The sequence below is a fragment of the Enterococcus pseudoavium NBRC 100491 genome (genome assembly GCF_001544295.1).
Classification (GTDB): domain Bacteria; phylum Bacillota; class Bacilli; order Lactobacillales; family Enterococcaceae; genus Enterococcus_A; species Enterococcus_A pseudoavium.
Map to the genome: position 1 here is coordinate 121,906 of NZ_BCQF01000001.1, position 19,762 is coordinate 141,667.

The 19,762-nt window shown below is 40.8% G+C and carries 19 protein-coding genes and 1 tRNA gene; 7 read left to right on the plus strand and 13 right to left on the minus strand.

Features of this window, described 5'->3' with window-relative positions; genetic code table 11:
- Positions 1–251: 251 nt before the first annotated feature.
- The 4 genes from tuf to rpsL form a co-directional block, all read right to left on the minus strand.
- On the minus strand, positions 252–1,439 hold the full coding sequence (gene tuf, locus EP1_RS00605; RefSeq protein WP_067621765.1) for an elongation factor Tu: 1,188 nt from the start codon (positions 1,437–1,439) through the stop codon (positions 252–254).
- A 166-nt stretch (positions 1,440–1,605) separates the two neighbouring features.
- Positions 1,606–3,690 (minus strand): elongation factor G, encoded by a 2,085-nt coding sequence (gene fusA / locus EP1_RS00610; RefSeq protein WP_067621767.1) that lies wholly within the window; start codon positions 3,688–3,690, stop codon positions 1,606–1,608.
- Positions 3,691–3,770: 80 nt separating this feature from the next.
- Positions 3,771–4,241, minus strand: a complete 471-nt coding sequence (gene rpsG, locus EP1_RS00615; protein ID WP_016179468.1) for a 30S ribosomal protein S7 — start codon at positions 4,239–4,241, stop codon at positions 3,771–3,773.
- A gap of 45 nt (positions 4,242–4,286) precedes the next feature.
- Positions 4,287–4,700, minus strand: coding sequence for a 30S ribosomal protein S12 (rpsL, locus tag EP1_RS00620; RefSeq protein WP_010742744.1), 414 nt, complete (start codon positions 4,698–4,700; stop codon positions 4,287–4,289).
- A 403-nt stretch (positions 4,701–5,103) separates the two neighbouring features.
- On the opposite strand from rpsL, the gene rpiA reads away from it, so the two are divergent.
- From rpiA to EP1_RS00635, 3 genes are all read left to right on the plus strand, one after another.
- Positions 5,104–5,775, plus strand: coding sequence for a ribose-5-phosphate isomerase RpiA (gene rpiA / locus EP1_RS00625; protein WP_067621769.1), 672 nt, complete (start codon positions 5,104–5,106; stop codon positions 5,773–5,775).
- A gap of 139 nt (positions 5,776–5,914) precedes the next feature.
- Positions 5,915–6,601 (plus strand): 2,3-diphosphoglycerate-dependent phosphoglycerate mutase, encoded by a 687-nt coding sequence (gene gpmA / locus EP1_RS00630; protein WP_067621771.1) that lies wholly within the window; start codon positions 5,915–5,917, stop codon positions 6,599–6,601.
- Positions 6,602–6,706: 105 nt separating this feature from the next.
- Positions 6,707–6,790 (plus strand) — tRNA-Leu (locus EP1_RS00635).
- A 42-nt stretch (positions 6,791–6,832) separates the two neighbouring features.
- On the opposite strand, the gene udk is transcribed toward EP1_RS00635, so the two are convergent.
- From udk to EP1_RS00650, 3 genes are all read right to left on the minus strand, one after another.
- Positions 6,833–7,459, minus strand: coding sequence for a uridine kinase (udk, locus tag EP1_RS00640; protein WP_067621773.1), 627 nt, complete (start codon positions 7,457–7,459; stop codon positions 6,833–6,835).
- 70 nt (positions 7,460–7,529) lie between these two features.
- Entirely contained in the window at positions 7,530–8,216 is a 687-nt protein-coding gene (locus tag EP1_RS00645; protein WP_067621775.1) for a YjjG family noncanonical pyrimidine nucleotidase, read from the minus strand.
- Positions 8,217–8,227: 11 nt separating this feature from the next.
- Complete coding sequence (locus EP1_RS00650; protein ID WP_067621777.1) at positions 8,228–8,944, minus strand: 16S rRNA pseudouridine(516) synthase; 717 nt, start codon at positions 8,942–8,944, stop codon at positions 8,228–8,230.
- A gap of 409 nt (positions 8,945–9,353) precedes the next feature.
- Between EP1_RS00650 and EP1_RS00655 the strand changes: the two genes are divergently transcribed.
- The 3 genes from EP1_RS00655 to EP1_RS00665 all read left to right on the plus strand — a co-directional run bounded on the left by EP1_RS00655 (position 9,354) and on the right by EP1_RS00665 (position 12,036).
- The gene (locus tag EP1_RS00655) at positions 9,354–9,971 is read left to right on the plus strand and encodes a 50S ribosomal protein L25/general stress protein Ctc (RefSeq protein WP_067621779.1); all 618 of its coding nucleotides are present in this window, start codon (positions 9,354–9,356) and stop codon (positions 9,969–9,971) included.
- 205 nt (positions 9,972–10,176) lie between these two features.
- Entirely contained in the window at positions 10,177–10,500 is a 324-nt protein-coding gene (locus EP1_RS00660; protein WP_067621781.1) for a DUF960 domain-containing protein, read from the plus strand.
- A 165-nt stretch (positions 10,501–10,665) separates the two neighbouring features.
- Positions 10,666–12,036 carry an MATE family efflux transporter gene (locus EP1_RS00665; RefSeq protein WP_067621783.1) on the plus strand — a complete coding sequence of 457 codons (1,371 nt, stop codon included), beginning with the start codon at positions 10,666–10,668 and terminating at the stop codon, positions 12,034–12,036.
- A 2-nt stretch (positions 12,037–12,038) separates the two neighbouring features.
- Here the strand turns inward: EP1_RS00665 and EP1_RS00670 are convergent, their stop codons facing one another.
- The 5 genes from EP1_RS00670 to rpsO all read right to left on the minus strand — a co-directional run bounded on the left by EP1_RS00670 (position 12,039) and on the right by rpsO (position 18,387).
- On the minus strand, positions 12,039–12,572 hold the full coding sequence (locus tag EP1_RS00670; RefSeq protein WP_067621785.1) for a hypothetical protein: 534 nt from the start codon (positions 12,570–12,572) through the stop codon (positions 12,039–12,041).
- 94 nt (positions 12,573–12,666) lie between these two features.
- The gene (locus EP1_RS00675) at positions 12,667–13,188 is read right to left on the minus strand and encodes a flavodoxin domain-containing protein (protein WP_067621787.1); all 522 of its coding nucleotides are present in this window, start codon (positions 13,186–13,188) and stop codon (positions 12,667–12,669) included.
- 124 nt (positions 13,189–13,312) lie between these two features.
- Positions 13,313–15,310, minus strand: coding sequence for a KUP/HAK/KT family potassium transporter (locus EP1_RS00680; protein ID WP_067621789.1), 1,998 nt, complete (start codon positions 15,308–15,310; stop codon positions 13,313–13,315).
- A 361-nt stretch (positions 15,311–15,671) separates the two neighbouring features.
- The gene (gene pnp, locus EP1_RS00685) at positions 15,672–17,798 is read right to left on the minus strand and encodes a polyribonucleotide nucleotidyltransferase (protein ID WP_067621791.1); all 2,127 of its coding nucleotides are present in this window, start codon (positions 17,796–17,798) and stop codon (positions 15,672–15,674) included.
- A gap of 319 nt (positions 17,799–18,117) precedes the next feature.
- Positions 18,118–18,387: a 30S ribosomal protein S15 gene (rpsO, locus tag EP1_RS00690; RefSeq protein ID WP_067621793.1), complete on the minus strand. Its 270-nt coding sequence runs from the start codon at positions 18,385–18,387 to the stop codon at positions 18,118–18,120.
- Positions 18,388–18,653: 266 nt separating this feature from the next.
- Between rpsO and def the strand changes: the two genes are divergently transcribed.
- A complete protein-coding gene (gene def / locus EP1_RS00695) occupies positions 18,654–19,217 on the plus strand; it encodes a peptide deformylase (protein ID WP_067621795.1) in 564 nt (187 codons plus the stop codon).
- Between the two features lie 17 nt (positions 19,218–19,234).
- On the opposite strand, the gene EP1_RS00700 is transcribed toward def, so the two are convergent.
- Positions 19,235–19,762, minus strand: coding sequence for a transcription repressor NadR (locus tag EP1_RS00700; protein WP_067621797.1), 528 nt, complete (start codon positions 19,760–19,762; stop codon positions 19,235–19,237).

Genomic DNA, 19,762 nt, shown 5'->3' on the forward strand with positions numbered 1-19,762 from the left:
ATTGCAAGGATTTTCTAACAGTATTTCTTTTTTCTGTTCCATTTTCAGAAAACAACCTTTTCCACTACCTATTTTGATTCTCTCTCCGTTACTAAACAATATGTATTGTTCCACTTTTTTTGGTTTTAGTAAACACACGAAACCTTCACTAATCCCTCTATACAAAGAAAAATTTTTTATTGCATAAAAAAAGAGTCACCGACAAGTCGGTGACTCTTTACGTCCGAGCATAATTTGGTTTGTAAGGTTGATTAAGCTTTGATTGTAGTTACAACGCCTGAACCAACAGTACGTCCGCCTTCACGAATAGAGAAACGAGTTCCGTCTTCGATCGCGATTGGGTGGATTAATTCAACTTCCATAGTTACGTTATCACCAGGCATTACCATTTCAGTACCTTCTGGTAGATCAACAACACCAGTTACGTCAGTTGTACGGAAGTAGAACTGAGGACGGTAGTTAGTGAAGAACGGAGTGTGACGCCCGCCTTCTTCTTTAGTTAAAACGTAAACTTCTGCAGAGAATTTTGTATGTGGAGTGATTGAAGCTGGTTTAGCCAATACTTGTCCACGTTGGATGTCTTCACGTGCAACACCACGTAATAATGCACCGATGTTATCGCCTGCTTCAGCGTAGTCTAACAATTTACGGAACATTTCAACACCTGTAACAGTTGTTTTAGCAGTTTCTTCAGCGATACCTACGATTTCAACTTCGTCACCAACGCGAACTTGTCCACGTTCAACACGACCAGTTGCAACAGTACCACGACCAGTGATTGAGAATACGTCTTCGACTGGCATCATGAATGGTTTGTCAGTATCACGAACTGGTGTTGGGATGTATTCGTCAACAGCAGCCATTAATTCTAAGATTTTTTCTTCGTATGAAGGGTCGCCTTCTAAAGCTTTCAAAGCTGAACCAGCGATAACTGGAGTGTCGTCGCCTGGGAAATCGTATTCTGACAATAAGTCACGAACTTCCATTTCAACTAATTCTAGTAATTCTTCGTCATCAACCATATCCATTTTGTTTAAGAATACAACGATGTAAGGAACACCAACGTTACGAGATAACAAGATGTGTTCACGTGTTTGAGGCATAGGGCCATCAGCAGCAGATACTACTAAGATAGCTCCGTCCATTTGAGCAGCACCAGTGATCATGTTTTTAACGTAGTCCGCGTGTCCTGGGCAGTCAACGTGAGCATAGTGACGGTTTTCAGTTTCGTATTCAACGTGAGCAGTGTTGATAGTGATTCCGCGTTCACGTTCTTCTGGAGCACCATCGATTTGAGCGTAGTCCATAGCTGTCGCTCCGCCTTTTTTAGCAAGTACAGTTGTAATTGCAGCAGTTAAAGTTGTTTTACCATGGTCAACGTGTCCGATAGTACCAATGTTAACATGGGGTTTTGAACGGTCAAATTTTTCTTTAGCCATTTAAAATGTTCCTCCTAGATATATGAGATTAGTTTTTTTATCTGATAGGTCCGCGGTACATACGCACCGCGAGCCCATATCATCAGTTAGTTATTTTACATGAAATACTTTTAAAAATACAGCTCTTTTCGTAGAAACCAAGTGATCTACAATCGACCTTTAAGAATTATTCAGCTTTGCCGCCGTTTTTCTTAATGATTTCTTCTTGAACTGATTTCGGTACATCTTCATAGTGGTCAAAGACCATCATGAATGTTCCACGTCCTTGAGTAGAAGAACGAAGCGTAGTTGCGTAACCAAACATTTCAGCTAACGGCACAATTGCGTTAACGATTTGTGAGTTACCATGTGCTTCCATTCCTTCAACACGTCCACGACGAGCAGTCACGTGACCCATTACATCACCTAAGTAATCTTCTGGAACAGTAATCGTAACTTTCATCATCGGTTCAAGGATTGATGGGCTAGCTTTCTTCGCAGCAGCACGTAGCGCCATAGAAGCAGCTACACGGAAGGCAGTTTCATTTGAATCGACATCATGGTATGAACCATCATAAAGCTTAGCTTTAATGTCAACTAATGGGTAACCAGCCAAGACACCGTTTGCCATCGCATCTTCTAATCCTTTTTCAACAGCTGGGATGTATTCACGAGGAACCACACCACCGACAATTGCGTTTTCGAATTCGAAGCCAGCACCTTCTTCGTTTGGTGTAAATTCGATCCATACGTGACCGTATTGACCTTTACCACCAGACTGACGTACAAACTTACCTTCTGCATTAGTAGCCGCGCGGAATGTTTCACGATAAGATACTTGAGGCGCACCTACGTTAGCATCCACTTTAAATTCACGACGCATACGGTCAACCAATACGTCCAAGTGAAGTTCACCCATACCAGCGATAACAGTTTCGCCAGTTTCAACGTTTGTTTCAACGCGGAATGAAGGATCTTCTTCAGCAAGTTTTTGTAAAGCAACACCCATTTTATCTTGGTCAGCTTTTGATTTAGGTTCAACAGCAACTTCGATAACCGGATCAGGGAATTCAATTGATTCTAAGATAACTGGTGATTTTTCGTCACACAAAGTATCTCCTGTTGTTGTATCTTTCAATCCAACAGCAGCAGCGATATCGCCTGAATAAACTGTTTCAATCTCTTTACGTGTATTCGCGTGCATTTGTAGGATACGTCCAATACGTTCACGTTTCCCTTTAGAAGCGTTCAGTACGTAAGAACCTGAGTTCAAGATACCTGAATAAACACGGAAGAAAGTTAGACGACCTACGAACGGGTCAGTCATTACTTTAAACGCTAGAGATGAGAATGGAGCTGAATCGTCAGCTGGACGTTCAGTTTCTTCATCAGTTTTAGGGTTAAAACCTTTAATCGCAGGTACATCAGTAGGTGCTGGAAGATAGTCAATGACTGCATCCAACATCAATTGAACACCTTTGTTCTTGAAGGCTGAACCACATAAAACTGGATAGAAATCTACTGCTAAAGTAGCATTACGGATACCCGCTTTTAATTCTTCTTCAGTGATTTCTTCACCTTCCAAGAATTTCATCATTAAGTCTTCATCAGTATCAGCAACTGCTTCAACTAATTTTTCACGCCATTCTTCAGCTTGCGCTTTGTACTCTTCAGGAATTTCAGTTTCTTGAATTTCAGTTCCTAAATCGTTTGTGTAGATTTCTGCTTTCATTTTGACTAAGTCAATAATTCCAGTGAAATCATCTTCCGCACCAATTGGTAATTGGATTGGATGAGCGTTTGCTTGTAAGCGATCATGTAAAGTACTTACTGAGTATAGGAAGTCAGCACCAATTTTGTCCATTTTGTTACAGAATACGATACGTGGAACGCCGTATTCTGTCGCTTGACGCCATACAGTTTCTGTTTGTGGTTCTACACCTGATTGTGAGTCCAATACAGTAACTGCACCATCAAGTACACGTAATGAACGTTGAACTTCGATTGTGAAGTCCACGTGTCCTGGTGTATCAATGATATTTACGCGGTGACCCTTCCATTGCGCTGTTGTAGCAGCAGAAGTAATTGTGATACCACGTTCTTGTTCTTGTTCCATCCAGTCCATTTGAGAAGCGCCTTCGTGGGTTTCTCCAATTTTATGGATTTTACCAGTGTAGTATAAGACACGCTCTGTTGTTGTTGTTTTACCAGCGTCAACGTGAGCCATGATCCCGATATTACGAGTATTATCTAGAGAAAATTCTCTTGCCATTTCTTTGTTTGCTCCTCTCTTAAATTAAGTTAACATTGTTGGGCCAGACATTCTGCTGACCTTCGCCAGCAGGAAAAATCTTACCAACGATAATGAGCAAATGCACGGTTGGCTTCCGCCATTTTGTGTGTATCTTCGCGTTTTTTCACAGAAGCACCAGTGTTGTTAGCTGCATCCATGATTTCTTTCGCCAAGCGTTCTTCCATTGTATGTTCGCCACGTAAACGAGCGAAGTTTACAACCCAACGCAAACCTAAAGTAGTACGACGTTCTGGACGTACTTCAACAGGGACTTGATAGTTAGAACCCCCAACACGGCGAGCTTTAACTTCTAATACAGGCATGATGTTTTCCATTGCTTGTTCGAAAACTTCCAATGGATCATTTCCTGTTGATTCTTTGATTGTGCTAAAAGCGTTGTATACGATATTTGAAGCAGTACCACGTTTACCGTCAACCATTACTCGGTTGATTAAACGAGTTACTAACTTAGAGTTATACATAGGATCTGGCAAAACATCACGTTTTGCGATAGTTCCTTTACGAGTCATACGTAACTCCTCCTTCCGAAAATATGTCTTTATCTATTCGTTTGATTAAGCTTTAGGTTTTTTAGTACCGTATTTAGAACGGCTTTGTTTACGATCGTTAACACCGGCAGTATCTAGTGCACCACGAACGATATGGTAACGTACCCCTGGTAAATCTTTTACACGTCCACCACGTAATAGAACAACACTGTGTTCTTGTAGGTTATGGCCGATACCTGGAATATAAGCTGTTACTTCGATCAAGTTTGACAAACGAACACGAGCATACTTACGTAACGCTGAGTTAGGTTTTTTAGGTGTCATAGTCCCCACACGTGTACAAACTCCACGTTTTTGTGGTGAGTTCACGTTTGTTTGAGCTTTTTTAAAGCTGTTATATCCTTTATTCAATGCTGGTGAATTTGATTTTTCCACCTTTGATTTACGAGGTTTACGTACTAATTGGTTAATTGTAGGCATTCCTTGTTTCCTCCTTCCTCGATCCGCTTTCTAGTACCACACATCCTGGTGGTTCTTTTTCGGCGATAAAAAATAATGCATCCCTGCATTCGCTATCAAGTGTACTTCGACACAGTCAGCACGTCTCCATAAGAGAGACCTGTTCACAAAGCACCTTTGATAGCATACCATGATTGATTTTCGCTGTCAACAACCTACTTCAGACTTTTTTATTCTCGCTGATAATCGTCGGATTTTAGTTAGCTTATTTCAAATTAGGGAAATTTTATTTTCCGAAGCATTCCTATGTTACAGCAGCAGATAAAACGCATTCACCATTTTAGTATTTTTCACTGTAAAGGCTATCTTTTTCCCTTTCTTGCGATTACAATAGACGTAACTTAGTAAAAGGTGGGATTTTTCTATGAATTTGAAAGAGCTAGTTGGGATTGAAGCAGCTAAATTTGTCAAGGACGGTATGATCGTCGGTCTGGGGACTGGATCAACGGCTTACTATTTAGTGAAGGAATTAGGTCGGCGAGTTAATGAAGAAGGATTAAAAATTACTGGTGTAGTAACTTCGTCAAAAACTGAAGAACAAGCCAAAGCGTTAGGTATTCCGTTAAAAGCAATCGATGATGTTGAGTCGGTCGATCTTACAATTGATGGCGCAGACGAAATCAGTGATGATTTTCAAGGAATCAAAGGTGGCGGCGCCGCTTTACTCTTTGAAAAAGTCGTAGCTACTTATTCAAAAGACTGCATCTGGATCGTAGATGAAAGCAAAATGGTTAACAAGCTAGGCAATTTTCCTTTACCGGTTGAAGTTGTTCCTTTTGGCAGCCACAATGTTTTCCGTTTATTTGAAGAAAAAGGGTACCATCCAACTTGGCGCAAAACAGAAGATGGCGAACTGCTGAATACTGATGGCGGTCACCACATTATTGATCTACACTTAGAGGTTATTGAAGATCCCCGTGCGTTAGCAGAGGAATTAGACACTTGTGTCGGTGTAGTCGAACATGGCTTATTCATCGATATGATCTCACGGGTTATCGTCGGAACTTCAGAAGGACCAAAAATTTTGACGGTTTAAGCTAAATAATTTGCTAAAATTCTCTTTAAAGCTGGAAAATTCCGGAAAAACAAACTCAATTTAATGGAAATCACGGCCGAAACATTGTACAATGAATCAGGAATTGAAAATTTCAGAAATTTCAAAAGGAGAGAATAATATGCCAAAATTAGTTTTTTCTCGTCACGGCTTAAGTGAATGGAACAAATTGAACCAATTTACAGGCTGGGCAGACGTTGATTTGGCGCCAGAAGGTGTCGAAGAAGCAAAAGAAGGCGGACGTAAAATTAAAGAAGCAGGAATTGAATTTGATGTTGCTTATACATCTGTTTTAACTCGTGCAATCAAAACATGTGATCTAATCTTAGAATATTCTGATCAACTTTGGGTACCAACAATCAAATCTTGGCGCTTAAACGAACGTCATTATGGTAAATTACAAGGATTGAACAAAAAAGAAACCGCTGAAAAATATGGTGACGAACAAGTTCACATCTGGCGCCGTTCTTACGACGTATTACCTCCATTAATGGAAGCAACTGACGAAGGTTCAGCAGCTCAAGATCGTCGTTATGCAATGTTAGACCCTCGCGACATCCCTGGTGGCGAAAACTTAAAAGTTACTTTGGAACGTGCGTTACCTTTCTGGCAAGATGAAATCGCTCCTGCATTGAAAGATGGTAAAACTGTTTTAGTAGCTGCTCATGGTAACTCACTACGTGCATTAGCTAAACACATCGAAGGCATTTCTGACGATGATATCATGGACTTAGAAATCCCAACAGGTCAACCTTTAGTTTACGACTTGAACGATGACTTAACCGTCGCTAAAAAATACTACTTATAAAATTTTTCCCGGCTCAGTTGATGAGTCGGGATTTTTTCTGATACTTAGCTGGGTTAGCACTGGCACAATCGATTTTTTGTGCTAAAATAGATAAGTAATTTCTTCGCGGTCGTGGCGGAATTGGCAGACGCGCTAGCTTCAGGCGCTAGTGGTAGCAATACCGTGGAAGTTCGAGTCTTCTCGGCCGCATCAAAAAAGAACAAGTCAGGAAAATTCCTGGCTTGTTCTTTTTTACTCATGATTTAAAAAACTTGCAACCTTCGTGGCAATTAAATCAATAGCTACATGGTTTTCTCCGCCTTCTGGCACGATGATATCCGCATATCGTTTCGTTGGTTCGATAAATTGGTGATACATTGGTTTCACCACTGTTAAATATTGATCGATGACTGATTCTAACGTCCGACCACGCTCATGCATATCACGTTTGATCCGACGAATAATCCGAATATCGTCATCCGTATCGACATAAATTTTAATATCCATTAAATCACGTAACCGCTCATCTTCTAAAATCAGAATACCTTCTAAAATAATCACTTCTTTCGGCTCTTGAACATACACCTCATCACTGCGGGTATGAGCCACGTAATCATAGATTGGAACTTCCGCTGGCTGGTAGTTAGTCAATTCTTTTAAATGCTCAATCAATAGATCCGTATCAAAAGCAAATGGATGATCATAATTTGTTTTTAACCGTTCTTCGAAACTAATATCGCTTTGATCTTTATAATAGGAATCGTGCTCTAACATCATGATGGAATGATTCGGAAAGCGATTGAAGATCGCGCGACTGACACTCGTTTTTCCGCTTCCTGAACCGCCCGTTACACCAATAATGATCGGCTTGTTTTTCATGCAAGTAAAACCTCTTTCGTTTTTCATTAGTCCTATTATAGCGAAAAAGGATCAAATTGCTATCAAAAACCTAAAATTCTTCTAAAATCTGATAGAGGTCGGTCAATTTTTTAATCTGAAAGGTCGGTTTAATCTCATTTGCCACTTTTCCTTGTGGATTCATCCAAATCGTATCGATCCCAGCGACTTGTCCGCCTTTGATATCTGAAGTTAGTGAATCACCAATAATTACCGTCTTCTCCTTATCTAATTGCGGAATTTCCGAAAATACAATATCGAAAAATGCTTTCATCGGTTTATGGACACCTAGCTCTTCAGAAATGAAGAATTTCTTAAAATAAGGCGCTAACCCCGATTTCTTCAGTCGCTGATGTTGTGTGACAGAGACCCCATTCGTCACAATATACAGCTCTTCTTTTTTACTTAAATTTTCGACAACTTCTAAGCTGTCGGCCATCAATTGATACCCTTGGTTCAAATACTGTCGGTAACGGGCTTCCGTCTGTCGCCCATCAACTTCGCGTTCATATTGTTCAAAAAACAAACGAAAACGATTGTCTAACAAGTCTTGCCGTGATAATCGGCCGGCTTCATGCTCCCGCCAAAAACCTTGGTTCATTTTTTTATAATGATCCTTGACCACTACTGAAGGCTCTACGCCCATATCTTGGAAAAGCCAGCTCAGCGCTTGCTCTTCAGCAGCTTGAAAATCTAATAAAGTATCATCAATATCAAATAGGATTGTCTTATATTTCATCTTCTTACCTTCTATCTAAAATATACTTTTAATTGTTGCAACTCGGCGAGTGTCAAGGAGCGATACTCACCTTCAGCTAGTTCCGGTGGCAGGATCAAAGGTCCCATTGAAAGACGTTTCAAACTGGTTACTTTTTTTCCACAAGCCAAAAACATTTTTTTGACTTGATGAAATTTTCCCTCGTTGATTGTCAGCAAAACATTCGACGCACCCGGCTTCGCTTGCAAGATCTGAAGTTGAGCCGGTTGACAGCGCACCCCACCATGAAAGGTAATCCCTGCGGCAAAAGCAGCGACATCCTTTTCCGTGACTTGTTCATTGACTATGGCTTGATACGTCTTGCTCACCTTAGCAGTCGGCTGCAAAAGATCATATCCTAACTGACCATTATCCGTTAACAACAGCAAGCCCGTCGTATCACGGTCCAAACGTCCGACTGGATACAAATCGGCCGGGCGATCTGTAGCTGCTATTAATTCTGTCACCGTTTGGAACGTAGAATCTTTTTTAGCCGTTACCACTCCAGCCGGTTTATTCAATAGATAATACACCTGCTGTGTAGTCAAGTTTTTCCCAGCAACTTGGATTTTATGTAGCTGACTGTCAACATTCCGCTGTGGATTCAACTCAATTTGTCCGTCGACAAAAACCTTTTTCATTAGAAACAGACGTTTTTGCTCTTTACGCGTTGTCTTTAAATGATGCTCAATCAATTTGTCTAACCGCATGCTCGCAACTCCTTAAATCAATCGGACTCATTATACCCGAATTCCGCTAAAAGACAACCTTTCCAGCAAGGATACACGTGTCTTCGATCATTGATAAAAACTTTTTTTATTATTTTTGATTAAAAATAAAAGGGATTTTCCTTGCATTTTCCTAAAAGGAGCCCTACACTTAAAACATACGAGTTAATTCGTATAATTAAGTGAATCGACACTCCGGTGTCAAAGGTTTCTCATACACAGCGTTATGACCTGGTAGAGAAAGTTGTAATCAGACTTTTTTGGACAGTTGTGTATACGACTGTCTTTTTGCGTTTTTTTCGCAAAGCCATTGTGCTGAGAATAACCCGTCACTTAAATAAAATCTGTCTGAACAACCACAGGCAGTCACATTTTAAGGAGGAATTTGGTTATGGCAGTATCATTGAAAGTAGAAGAAAGAGCAATCCGTCCCCGTTCCATTCGCAACCAGTTACGTCACGAAGGAAAAGTTCCCGCAGTTGTTAATGGCTACGAGATCGAAAGTACACCGATTTCATTCGACGAACGCGAATTTTCAAAATTATTACGTGAAAATGGCGCAAACACTGTTTTTGCTATTGAAATTGGCGGAAAAAAAGTCAATACTTTATTGCGCGAAGCTCAAGTAGACACATTTACTCGTCATTTGACGCACGTTGAATTATTATCAGTAAACATGTCTGAAGAAGCAGAAGCTGAAACAGAAATTACTTTAGTCGGAGAAGCAGCTGGTGTCAAAGCTGGTGGCGTCTTGGCTCAAACGCTTTACACAGCAATCGTTTCTGCAACACCAGACAAGTTACCTGAAAACATCGAAGTAAATATTTCTGATTTAGCAATCGGTGATTCAATTTCAATCGGCGACTTAGCTAAAAATGCAGATTACACAATCCTCACTAACCCTGAGGAACAAATCGTGGCTATCCAAGAAGCGCAAGAACTTCCTGAAGAAGATGCCGCAGCTGATGGTGCAGAACCCGAAGTGATTGGTAAAGCAACTGAAGAATAAGGTTAAACACGGCGTACCGATTTTTCGGTACGCTTTTTTTGATTTCTTCTGTCAAAAATGAGTCTGCTGCTCGATCAAAAATTTTACTTTTTCTTATCTTCCAAGTAAAAAAAGTGGTCTTTTTTGTTAAAAAGAATTACAATAAAGCACTACAAGGCTTACTTATACTTTAAGTAAGTGATTCCAACTAAAGGAGGAAAAATCTATGTTAGAAACATTTGATTCAAAGAAAAGTCGTTACGCCTCTGTCGGTGTGGTGTCCAGCTTACCCGGTGAGCTGATTGATAGTATCTGGTATATCATTGACTTAGATTTAAAGGGATTAATCCCATTGGACAATATTTTGAGTTTTGATTTAATTAACCGTAACGGTCAAGTCACGATGCACTTCTCGCAAGAAGGCAGTGAAGTTGAGATGGGGATTGATTTGCCTTTCGGTTATTCTTACAATTTCCCACAAGAAGTCTACGCTTATGACGATGGCAATCGCCAAACAATTTTATTACCAAACGAGATCCGCCAACGTTAAGACGCTGTTCTCTATAACAATTGAAGATACCAACTTAAGCGTTGTGTAGAATAAAGAATCGTGCCAATTAGTTGGTACGATTTTTTTGTCGTTAACCTCTTGCTTTCCAAAAATTCTATGGTAGTATCTAACAGAAAATTTCTTTTAAGAGAAAGTAGGAATAGCATGAAAGAGTTGACCCGTGGGAATCCAGCAAAGCTGATTATTCTATTTGCATTGCCCTTGTTTGTCGGAAATGTGTTTCAACAGTTTTACAGTATGGTGGATATGGTCGTGGTTGGTCAGACCTTAGGCAAAGATGCGTTAGCGGCTGTAGGTGCCACTAGCAGTGTGAGCTTTTTAATCATTGGTTTCGCACAGGGCTTGACCGCCGGATTGTCGATCATTACCGCCCAGCGTTTTGGTGCGCAAGATGCGCAAGGTGTGCGAAAAAGTTTTGCGACTTCGATTATCATCAGTCTAGCCGTCACACTTATTTTAACCGCCTTGAGTCTCTTGTTTTTACGTCCCTTGTTACTCTTGATGCAGACCCCACCCGAACTCTTAAATCAGGCACAAGAATTTATTTCCATTATTTTAGGCGGGATCTTCGCTTCCATGAGTTTTAACTTGCTATCAAACATGGTTCGGGCTTTAGGCGATAGCCGGACACCCTTGTTCTTCTTAGCTTTTGCCGTTGTTATAAATGTCATTTTGGATTTAGTTTTTATTATTTACTTTCATATGGGCGTTGCCGGAGCTGGTTTTGCAACGGTGATCGCTCAAATTTCAGCTAGTTTAATGTGTGTGTGGTTTATCCATCGTAAGATTCCTTTACTGCAGATCAGCCGCAAACATTTCACTTTTGAAAAAGAGGATTTCCGGACTCATTTAAACGCAGCACTGCCGATGGGCTTCCAATCCTCCATCATCGCGATCGGAGCCGTCATTTTACAATCCGCACTGAACACACTGGGAACAGATGTTGTTGCCGCCCAAACAACGGCGAATCGAATCGATCAATTTGCGATTTTACCAATGATGTCTTTTGGGATTACCATGGCAACTTTTACCGCACAGAACTTAGGGGCCAAAGCCTACGGTCGCATCTTACAAGGGGTTAAACAGTGCCTTTTGATGAGTGGTGCTTTCAGTATTCTAGCGGGGATTTTAGTCATCACTTGCGGACGGTATTTTGTCGCACTTTTTGTCAGCCAGAGTGAAACCCGCGTCTTCCAATTAGCGCAGATCTATTTTACTATCAACGGTTCTTTATACTGGGTTTTAGCGATCTTATTTATCTTGCGCTATACCTTACAAGGCCTAGGACAAGCAAAAATCCCGACCATCGCCGGGATTATGGAGCTGGTTATGCGTTCCTTTGCGGCCATCATCTTGACCCACGCATTCGGTTTTGTTGGAGCCGCCTTTGCTTCCCCCTTAGCTTGGCTTGGTTCTACTGCTGTTTTGTTAACTTCCTATTTCAAAGCTATGCGCCACTTAAAAAAATTAGATCAAGAACAACAGCTACAAATCCAAAGAACGAGTGAGACCTAGTCTCACTCGTTTACTAACTGAGAATAAATCGTCAACATCTCCTGCGAAAATACTGTGGTAAATTCTTTCGCGCGTTCATTCAATTGATTGCATCTAGAATAATATGTATGAAAATAATTTTGGGAATGATCCTCTAAAATTCGCACAATCGCTGAAGCGTAAATCGTAACTAATAAAGCTTTAAAGGCCTGGTCCAAATCGCCAAAGATTTCCATAAAATCTAACCCACATTCAACAAAATACAACTCTACATCAATCAATGCCGCTTGATTTTGACAGCTCTTGCGAAACTCGCGTAGCAACTTCTTCGCGCTAATCAAAGAACGGTCCACCTTCCCTAGTGGAAAAAAAGCCCGATCTATTTTTTGTTTGACGCTTTCGGCTAATGACATGCAGTAACCTTCCCCTAAAAAGCGCGACTCAATGACTTGTTGAGAAGTCTTTGAACATTTATACAATTGACAAATCAATTCTCTTAACTGGTCTTCATCAGCATCAAATAACTTGTCTCGTAAACCTGCAATCGTCAGCTCCATTTCTCTCACTCCCACACTTTTTCTAATCCAAATTTAACTCATTTACCATAAAAAGAAAAGCGAATTTGGCTTTTCTTTATGCCAAATTCGCTTTTTAAGAATAAATTTTTTGAGCAAGATCAGTAAAATCAATCTTTTGTATCGACTGCGTCCCCTCAAAAGCCTGCAGTAATGCTCGCGCTTGTTCATCCAATTCTTCCGGTCCTTTCTTTTTGAAGGCCAGCAACATCGGTTTAATAACTAATTTGTGTTTTAGTGCTAATTGCTGATAATCGACTGTTCCTTGCAAATGATAGCAGCCTCTTAGCTGAACTTTCTTATCAGTAACTTGTTTCTGGATTGACTGTTGCATTTTTTCCAACATTTCAGCCGCCGGATCAGTCATCCCTACCGTGATAAGTGTCAATTCGTGCTTCCCAGTTGTTAATTTTTGTAATACTTTTTTTAACCCCATCATCCGACCGGCGTAGAGAGAACCAATCAAAATTACATGTGTCGCTTCGATTTCACCAACTAATTGTTGAGAATCAATGACTTTGTCCCCAGTGATCTGTGCCAACTCCAACCCATATTTTTTACTAGTCCCATACTGTGTCCCATAAACAATCAATCCCATCACCTTCACACTCCTTTTCCCTTAAGTATAACAAAAGGCCGTGGTCCAATAAAATCTGTTTACTATTTGACTAGGTAAGATAAAAAAACCGAGGCAGCTCTTCACTGCCTCAGTCGCTAAACGATCAGCCTTTTCTCTCTTTAAGCCACGTTTTTCTTGTTTCACCTACAATCAAAGGAACCGTCTCATACGTAACTTCGCTGTATTCGATTCCGAACCAACGCTCCGGCGTAACCGTATGACGCTTAATCGCTAAACGAGCCTGCATCACTTGACGATCCCATTTATCAATTCGCGTCATATTCGACAATTCTTCTTGAATCATGACAAAACGGAAGTCCCCAACTTGTCGTCCAGGTGTTAACGAATAATGTTGCGGTTGCTTAGGCAGGCGCCCTTGTTTCATCAAATCATGGATAATCTGTCGCAAATAAACATTTACATCTTGAGCGATCCGGAAACCTAGATAAAGTTTCACTTTTACAATAAAGTCCGTCCCCATCATATCCACACTATATTCTTCTGTGTAAGGCTCATCAGTAACTTCCACGTTAACGAACCAATAAACTTTTGCCCGTTTCAAGCGTTTATCTAAAATCGAATAAATAAACTGCTGAGGAATCATATCCCCTTCTAGTCGAGGAACTAAGAAAACGACATTGGTTTGATAGTAAGGAATCCGCTCATCATTATGCAGTTCTTGCAATTGTGGCAAATAATCTTTAAAGCGCACATCTTGACTAGCATTTTCCTGCACACGATTGCTACGATGCCAGATATACATCACACTTAAAATCATAAGCGCCATCGCTACCGCTACAAAACCGCCATGGAAGAACTTGGTAACACTAGAAATAAAGAAGAAGCCTTCTAGCACTCCAAAAAAGACCAGCATCAGACTTGCCAAAATACGGGAGGTCCCATTTTGCAATAAATAATGATACAGCAAGAAAGTCGTCATCAGCATCGTTACAGTGATTGATAGTCCATATGCCGCCTCCATATGACTTGACGTACGGAAGGTCAATACGATTAGTGAACAGGCTGCCCACAAAATTAGATTGATTGCGGGGATATACATTTGACCGATACTTTTCCCAGGATAGATAATCCGCATTCTGGGTAATAATTTTAGCTTGATTGCTTCAGAGACTAATGTAAATGACCCTGAGATTAAGGCTTGCGAGGCAATGATAGCCGCGATTGTCGCAAAAATTACCCCAAAGATCATCCAGCCATCAGGCAAAATTCGGAAAAAGGGATTTAAGTTTTCGATTCCTTGAATGGCCGGATTATCTTTTGAATGCAAAATCCAGGCTGCTTGCCCCGCATAATTCAACATCAAGCAAAGCAAAATATAAGGCCAACTAAAGTGGATATTTTTCTTGCCTACGTGTCCCATGTCGGAATACAAGGCCTCCGCACCAGTGGTCGCCAAGAAAATACTTCCTAAAATAAAAATTCCCATTTTATTATCAGGATTAAATAGTAGATGGACTGCGTAATAAGGATTTAACGCCTTGATGACACCAAAGTCATAAGGAATATTCAACAGTCCCATCAAACCTAGAAATGTAAACCATAAAAACATAATCGGACCAAAAGCCTTGCCGACAAAATCCGTTCCGAACCGTTGGATCAAAAATAAAAAGAGCAAAATCACCAAAGTAATCAGCACAATCACGTTTTGGTTATTGCCAAATTCTTGATAAAACTCAGGAATTCCCCGCAACCCTTCAATCGCCGTCGTAACTGTTACCGCTGGTGTCAATACCCCGTCAGCCAACAAGGCCGCCCCACCAATCATGGCCGGTATGATCAAATACTTTCCACCCTTACGGACCAAAGTATACAAGGAGAAAATCCCGCCTTCACCGTGGTTATCGGCACGTAAAGCGATCAGCACATACTTGACGGTCGTCAACAACATCACCGTCCAAAAAACTAGTGAAACCGCTCCAAGAACAAAATCCTGCGTAACGGTACTAATCCCGCCATTTTCTTCTAAAATGGCCTTCATTACATACAAAGGACTCGTCCCGATATCGCCGTAGACGACCCCCATCGCAATCAACAGACCTGCGGCCGAAAGTTTTTTTGTATGATCTTTTTTCTTTTCCATTTTACACACTCCTATTACGACTAAAAGCCGAAGCCCTCGCTAATTTTCCGAAATTTTCATTTTATCATAGCGATTCCCATTGTAGTTTACTGCTGCTGATATCCACAAATAAAATCGGCTTATAACTTTTCGAAAAATAAATACCCAGCTTTTATCCTTAGTTTACTGCGGAAAGTAAAACAAGCCCTAAACAATAGTTTGCACTATTGTTTAGGGCTTGCAAATTATCTCTTAGACCAGCGCTACGCACTTGTTGTTGATCTAAAAGCATAGAGTTTATCTATGTCGCTACTCCCCTAAAACTTACTCGTATTATCCAGTTTTAAACGAGCAATGTCAAAGAAAATCGAGCAATAAATGATTATTTTTCTTCTTTACTGCTTTCATCTTTCAGCAACACTTTACGAGAAGCATTTACGCGGCCTTGGCGATCGATTTCAGTCACTTTAACTAACACTTCATCGCCTAATTTCACAACGTCTTCAACTTTATTCACCCGTTCATTTGCTAATTGAGAAATATGCACTAAAGCATCTTTTCCTTTGATCAAGTTGACAAAGGCACCAAATTTTTCGATCCGAACGACTTTACCTAAGTAAACTTCGCCGACTTTGACTTCTTTTGTCAATTCTTCGATGATCTTGATGGCTTTCTTGATCATCTCTGCGTCAGAAGAAGCGATGCTGACATTGCCGTCTTGATCAATATCGATCTTCACACCAGTTTCTTCGATGATACCGTTAATCGTATCGCCACCTTTACCGATAACTGTTTTGATCTTATCTGGATCGATTTTGATCATTTCAATTTTCGGTGCGTATGGACTTAACTCTTCCCGCGGTGCAGCTAATGTATCGGTCAACACTTCAAGAATTTCCATCCGAGCTTTTTTCGCTTGTGTTAAAGCTTCAGTCAAGATTTGTTCTGTGATTCCTTGAATTTTAATATCCATTTGTAAAGCAGTGATTCCGTCTTTTGTCCCAGCAACTTTAAAGTCCATGTCGCCAAGGTGATCTTCTAAACCTTGAATATCCGTTAAAATTGTATAATTTTCGCCATCCGAAACAAGTCCCATTGCGATACCGGCAACCGGTGCTTTGATCGGTACACCTGCATCCATCAACGCTAAGGTTCCGGCACAGATACTTGCTTGCGAAGAAGAACCATTTGATTCCAATACTTCCGCAACTAAACGGATTGTGTAAGGGAAGTCTTCTTCACTTGGGATGATTTGTGCCAAGGCACGTTCACCTAACGCTCCATGTCCGATTTCACGACGACCAGGCGAGCCGGCGCGTCCAGTTGAACCAACTGAGAATTGAGGGAAATTGTAATGGTGGATGAATCGTTTGCTTTCAACCGTTCCTAGTCCGTCAATAATTTGATGTTCCCCTAACGGAGCCAAGGTACAAGCGGATAAAGCTTGCGTTTGTCCCCGAGTGAATAGTCCTGAACCGTGAACGCGTGGTAGTAGACCAGTTTCTGCGGCTAATGGACGAATTTCATCTAATTTACGGCCATCCGGGCGAATCTTATCGATTGTGATCAATTCGCGAACGACATCTTTTTCAAGATCTTCAGCGATTTGCTTAATTTCTTTTGTGATCTGAACTAAGTCTTCGGTCTCAATGTTTGCAAATTTTTCTGCGTAGACTTCTTTGACCGTTTCTTTAACTTTTTCAATTTCATCTTCACGAGCCAATTTGTCCATTGTCATAACAGCTGTTTTCATTGTTTGATAGTAGCTGTCAAAGACTTCTTTCTTCAAGTCAGGATTCACTTGTAATAATTTGACTTCCATTTTTTCTTTGCCGACAGCAGCCACGATTTCTTCTTGGAAAGCCACTAATTCTTTAATAGCATCAAAACCAAAAAGTAATGCGCCCAACATGTCTTCTTCAGAAACTTCTTTTGCACCAGATTCGACCATGTTGATGGCTTGTTTTGTTCCGGCAACTGTCAAATCAATATCTGATTCAGCGTGCTGTTCAACCGTTGGGTTCAAAACATATTCACCATTGACACGACCCACATCAACTCCTGCAATCGGACCATCAAATGGGATATCTGAAATAGATAGAGCTAGCGAAGAACCTAGCATCGCTGCCATCGCCGGTGTGCAATCTTGCTCCACACTCATCACGAAGTTAGTTACTTGAACTTCGTTACGGAAACCATCCGCAAACATTGGACGGATCGGACGGTCGATCAAACGAGCCGTCAAAGTCGCTTCTGTACTTGGACGTCCTTCACGTTTAATGAAGCCACCAGGGATTTTCCCGACTGCATACATTTTTTCTTCATAGTTGATCGTTAATGGGAAAAAGTCGGTATCTTTCGCTTCTTTTGAAGCAACTGCCGCACTTAATACGACGGTATCGCCATAACGAACTAACACGGCACCATTGGCTTGTTTCGCAAGCTGACCGATTTCAACTTGCAGAGGGCGGCCGCCCCAAGTAGTTTTAAAAACTTGTTTTTCTGACATAATTTCTCCTTTTTCCTCTGACCAGTGCGACGCTACTAAACAAATGAAAACAGCAAAACAGAGTTGACTGCTTTCATTTGGTTAGTAGAGTGACAACACGCCAATCAAAGGTTTCTTATTTTTTCCGAGCCAAGCTCAGTTTTTTACGTTCACACTAAAAGTTTGCAGCTAGCTCATTTTTAGTGCAATCATTTTTCTAAAAACTAGAAAAATGAACTGATTTTCGTACACATACTATTTGACTAATCTGCTAAAGCAGGAAGTAAAACTAGCAAAAAAAGTGAGATTCCTAGGAACCTCACTTTCATAATAGTACGAATTAACGACGTAGTCCTAGACGTTGGATTAATTCACGGTAACGTTGTACTTCGTTCTTACGTAGGTAAGCTAACAAGTTACGACGATGACCAACTTTTTTCATAAGACCGCGGTATGAATGGTGGTCTTTTTTGTGGACACGTGCATGCTCATTTAGTTGATTGATTTCTTCCGTTAATACAGCGATTTGTACTTCTGGAGAACCAGTATCTCCTTCATGGCGAGCAAATTCATTGATAATTTCGTTTTTACGTTCTTTAGTTAATGCCATGGTTTTCACCTCTTCCTATTTTCTTCCTATGACTGAGTAGAGCGTTGGTGAATCGCCTAACCAAGTGATAGGTGGTGTGCTGTGCACACTCTAACACTTTACTTGATTTGTATGAAAAAATCAAGCTGTACAACAATTTAACCAGGCATTTTATAATCATTACAATTTTTTTAAGGAACCAAACTCAAAAAAACAGTTTTTTTACCTTGCTTACTTTTTGTGTTAAAATTACGTGATGAAATACAGTCTTGAGAGGAGATTTTTTAATGATCACAATGGATGATATTATTCGGGAAGGCCATCCGACTTTGCGCGCAGTCGCTAAAGAAGTTCCAATTCCTCCAACTGCTGAAGATGTAGAACTTGGAAAAGAAATGTTGCAATTTTTAAAAAATAGTCAAGATCCCGTTAAAGCAGAAGAATTACATTTACGGGGCGGTGTCGGTTTAGCCGCTCCCCAATTAGATATCTCAAAACGGATCATTGCGGTTCACGTTCCTAGCATTGATCCAGAAAAACCAGAAAATGGTATCAGCACAGTGATGTATAATCCCAAAATTTTGAGCCATTCGGTTCAAGAAGCTTGTTTAGGCGAAGGAGAGGGCTGTTTATCCGTTGATCGTGAAGTGCCGGGCTACGTCGTTCGAGCTGCCCGGATTACCGTTTCGTATTTCGATGCAGACGGTGAAAAGCATAAGATTCGCTTGAAAAATTATAATGCAATCGTTGTTCAACACGAAATCGACCACATCAATGGCATTATGTTCTATGATCACATCGATGAAAAAAATCCATTAAAACTAAAAGATGGCGTCTTAGTTATCGAATAAGTAAAAGAAAACCGTCACTAGCTGTGGCGGTTTTCTTCGTATAAGATTCCTTTTTCTGAAAGAGCCACCTTAATCGCAGCTAAATCCTCCAATGTTTCATAGGCAATTGTGTGCAGATGAATGCCACCAGTTAATTCTGATAAAAAAGCCGCCTGTAATTTCTGCGCCGCTTCAAGAAAACGATCAACTTCTATCTGGGAGCCCACATGTAAGCCGCCAACTAACTCCCCGTACAAAGGATGTTCCACCACTACATCAATGACTTCTCCCCCGTGTTCAACAATCGTCCGCAATTCTTCCTCCGCTTGAGAACGATCGTGTTGGACCGCAATCTTACTGACTAGTTTTGCCGATTCCCGTTCCAACAAATAGCCCCGCGCCGTCGCAATAATATTTTCACCGGCCGCTCGTAACAAAGCGACATCCCCCACGACGATTTGCCGGCTCACACCAAATTTTTTAGCAAAACTCGTCGCGCTAATTGGTTTTTCCGCTTGCTGCAAAGCCGTTAAAATCTCAGCTTTGCGTTTGTCACCATCCAACAT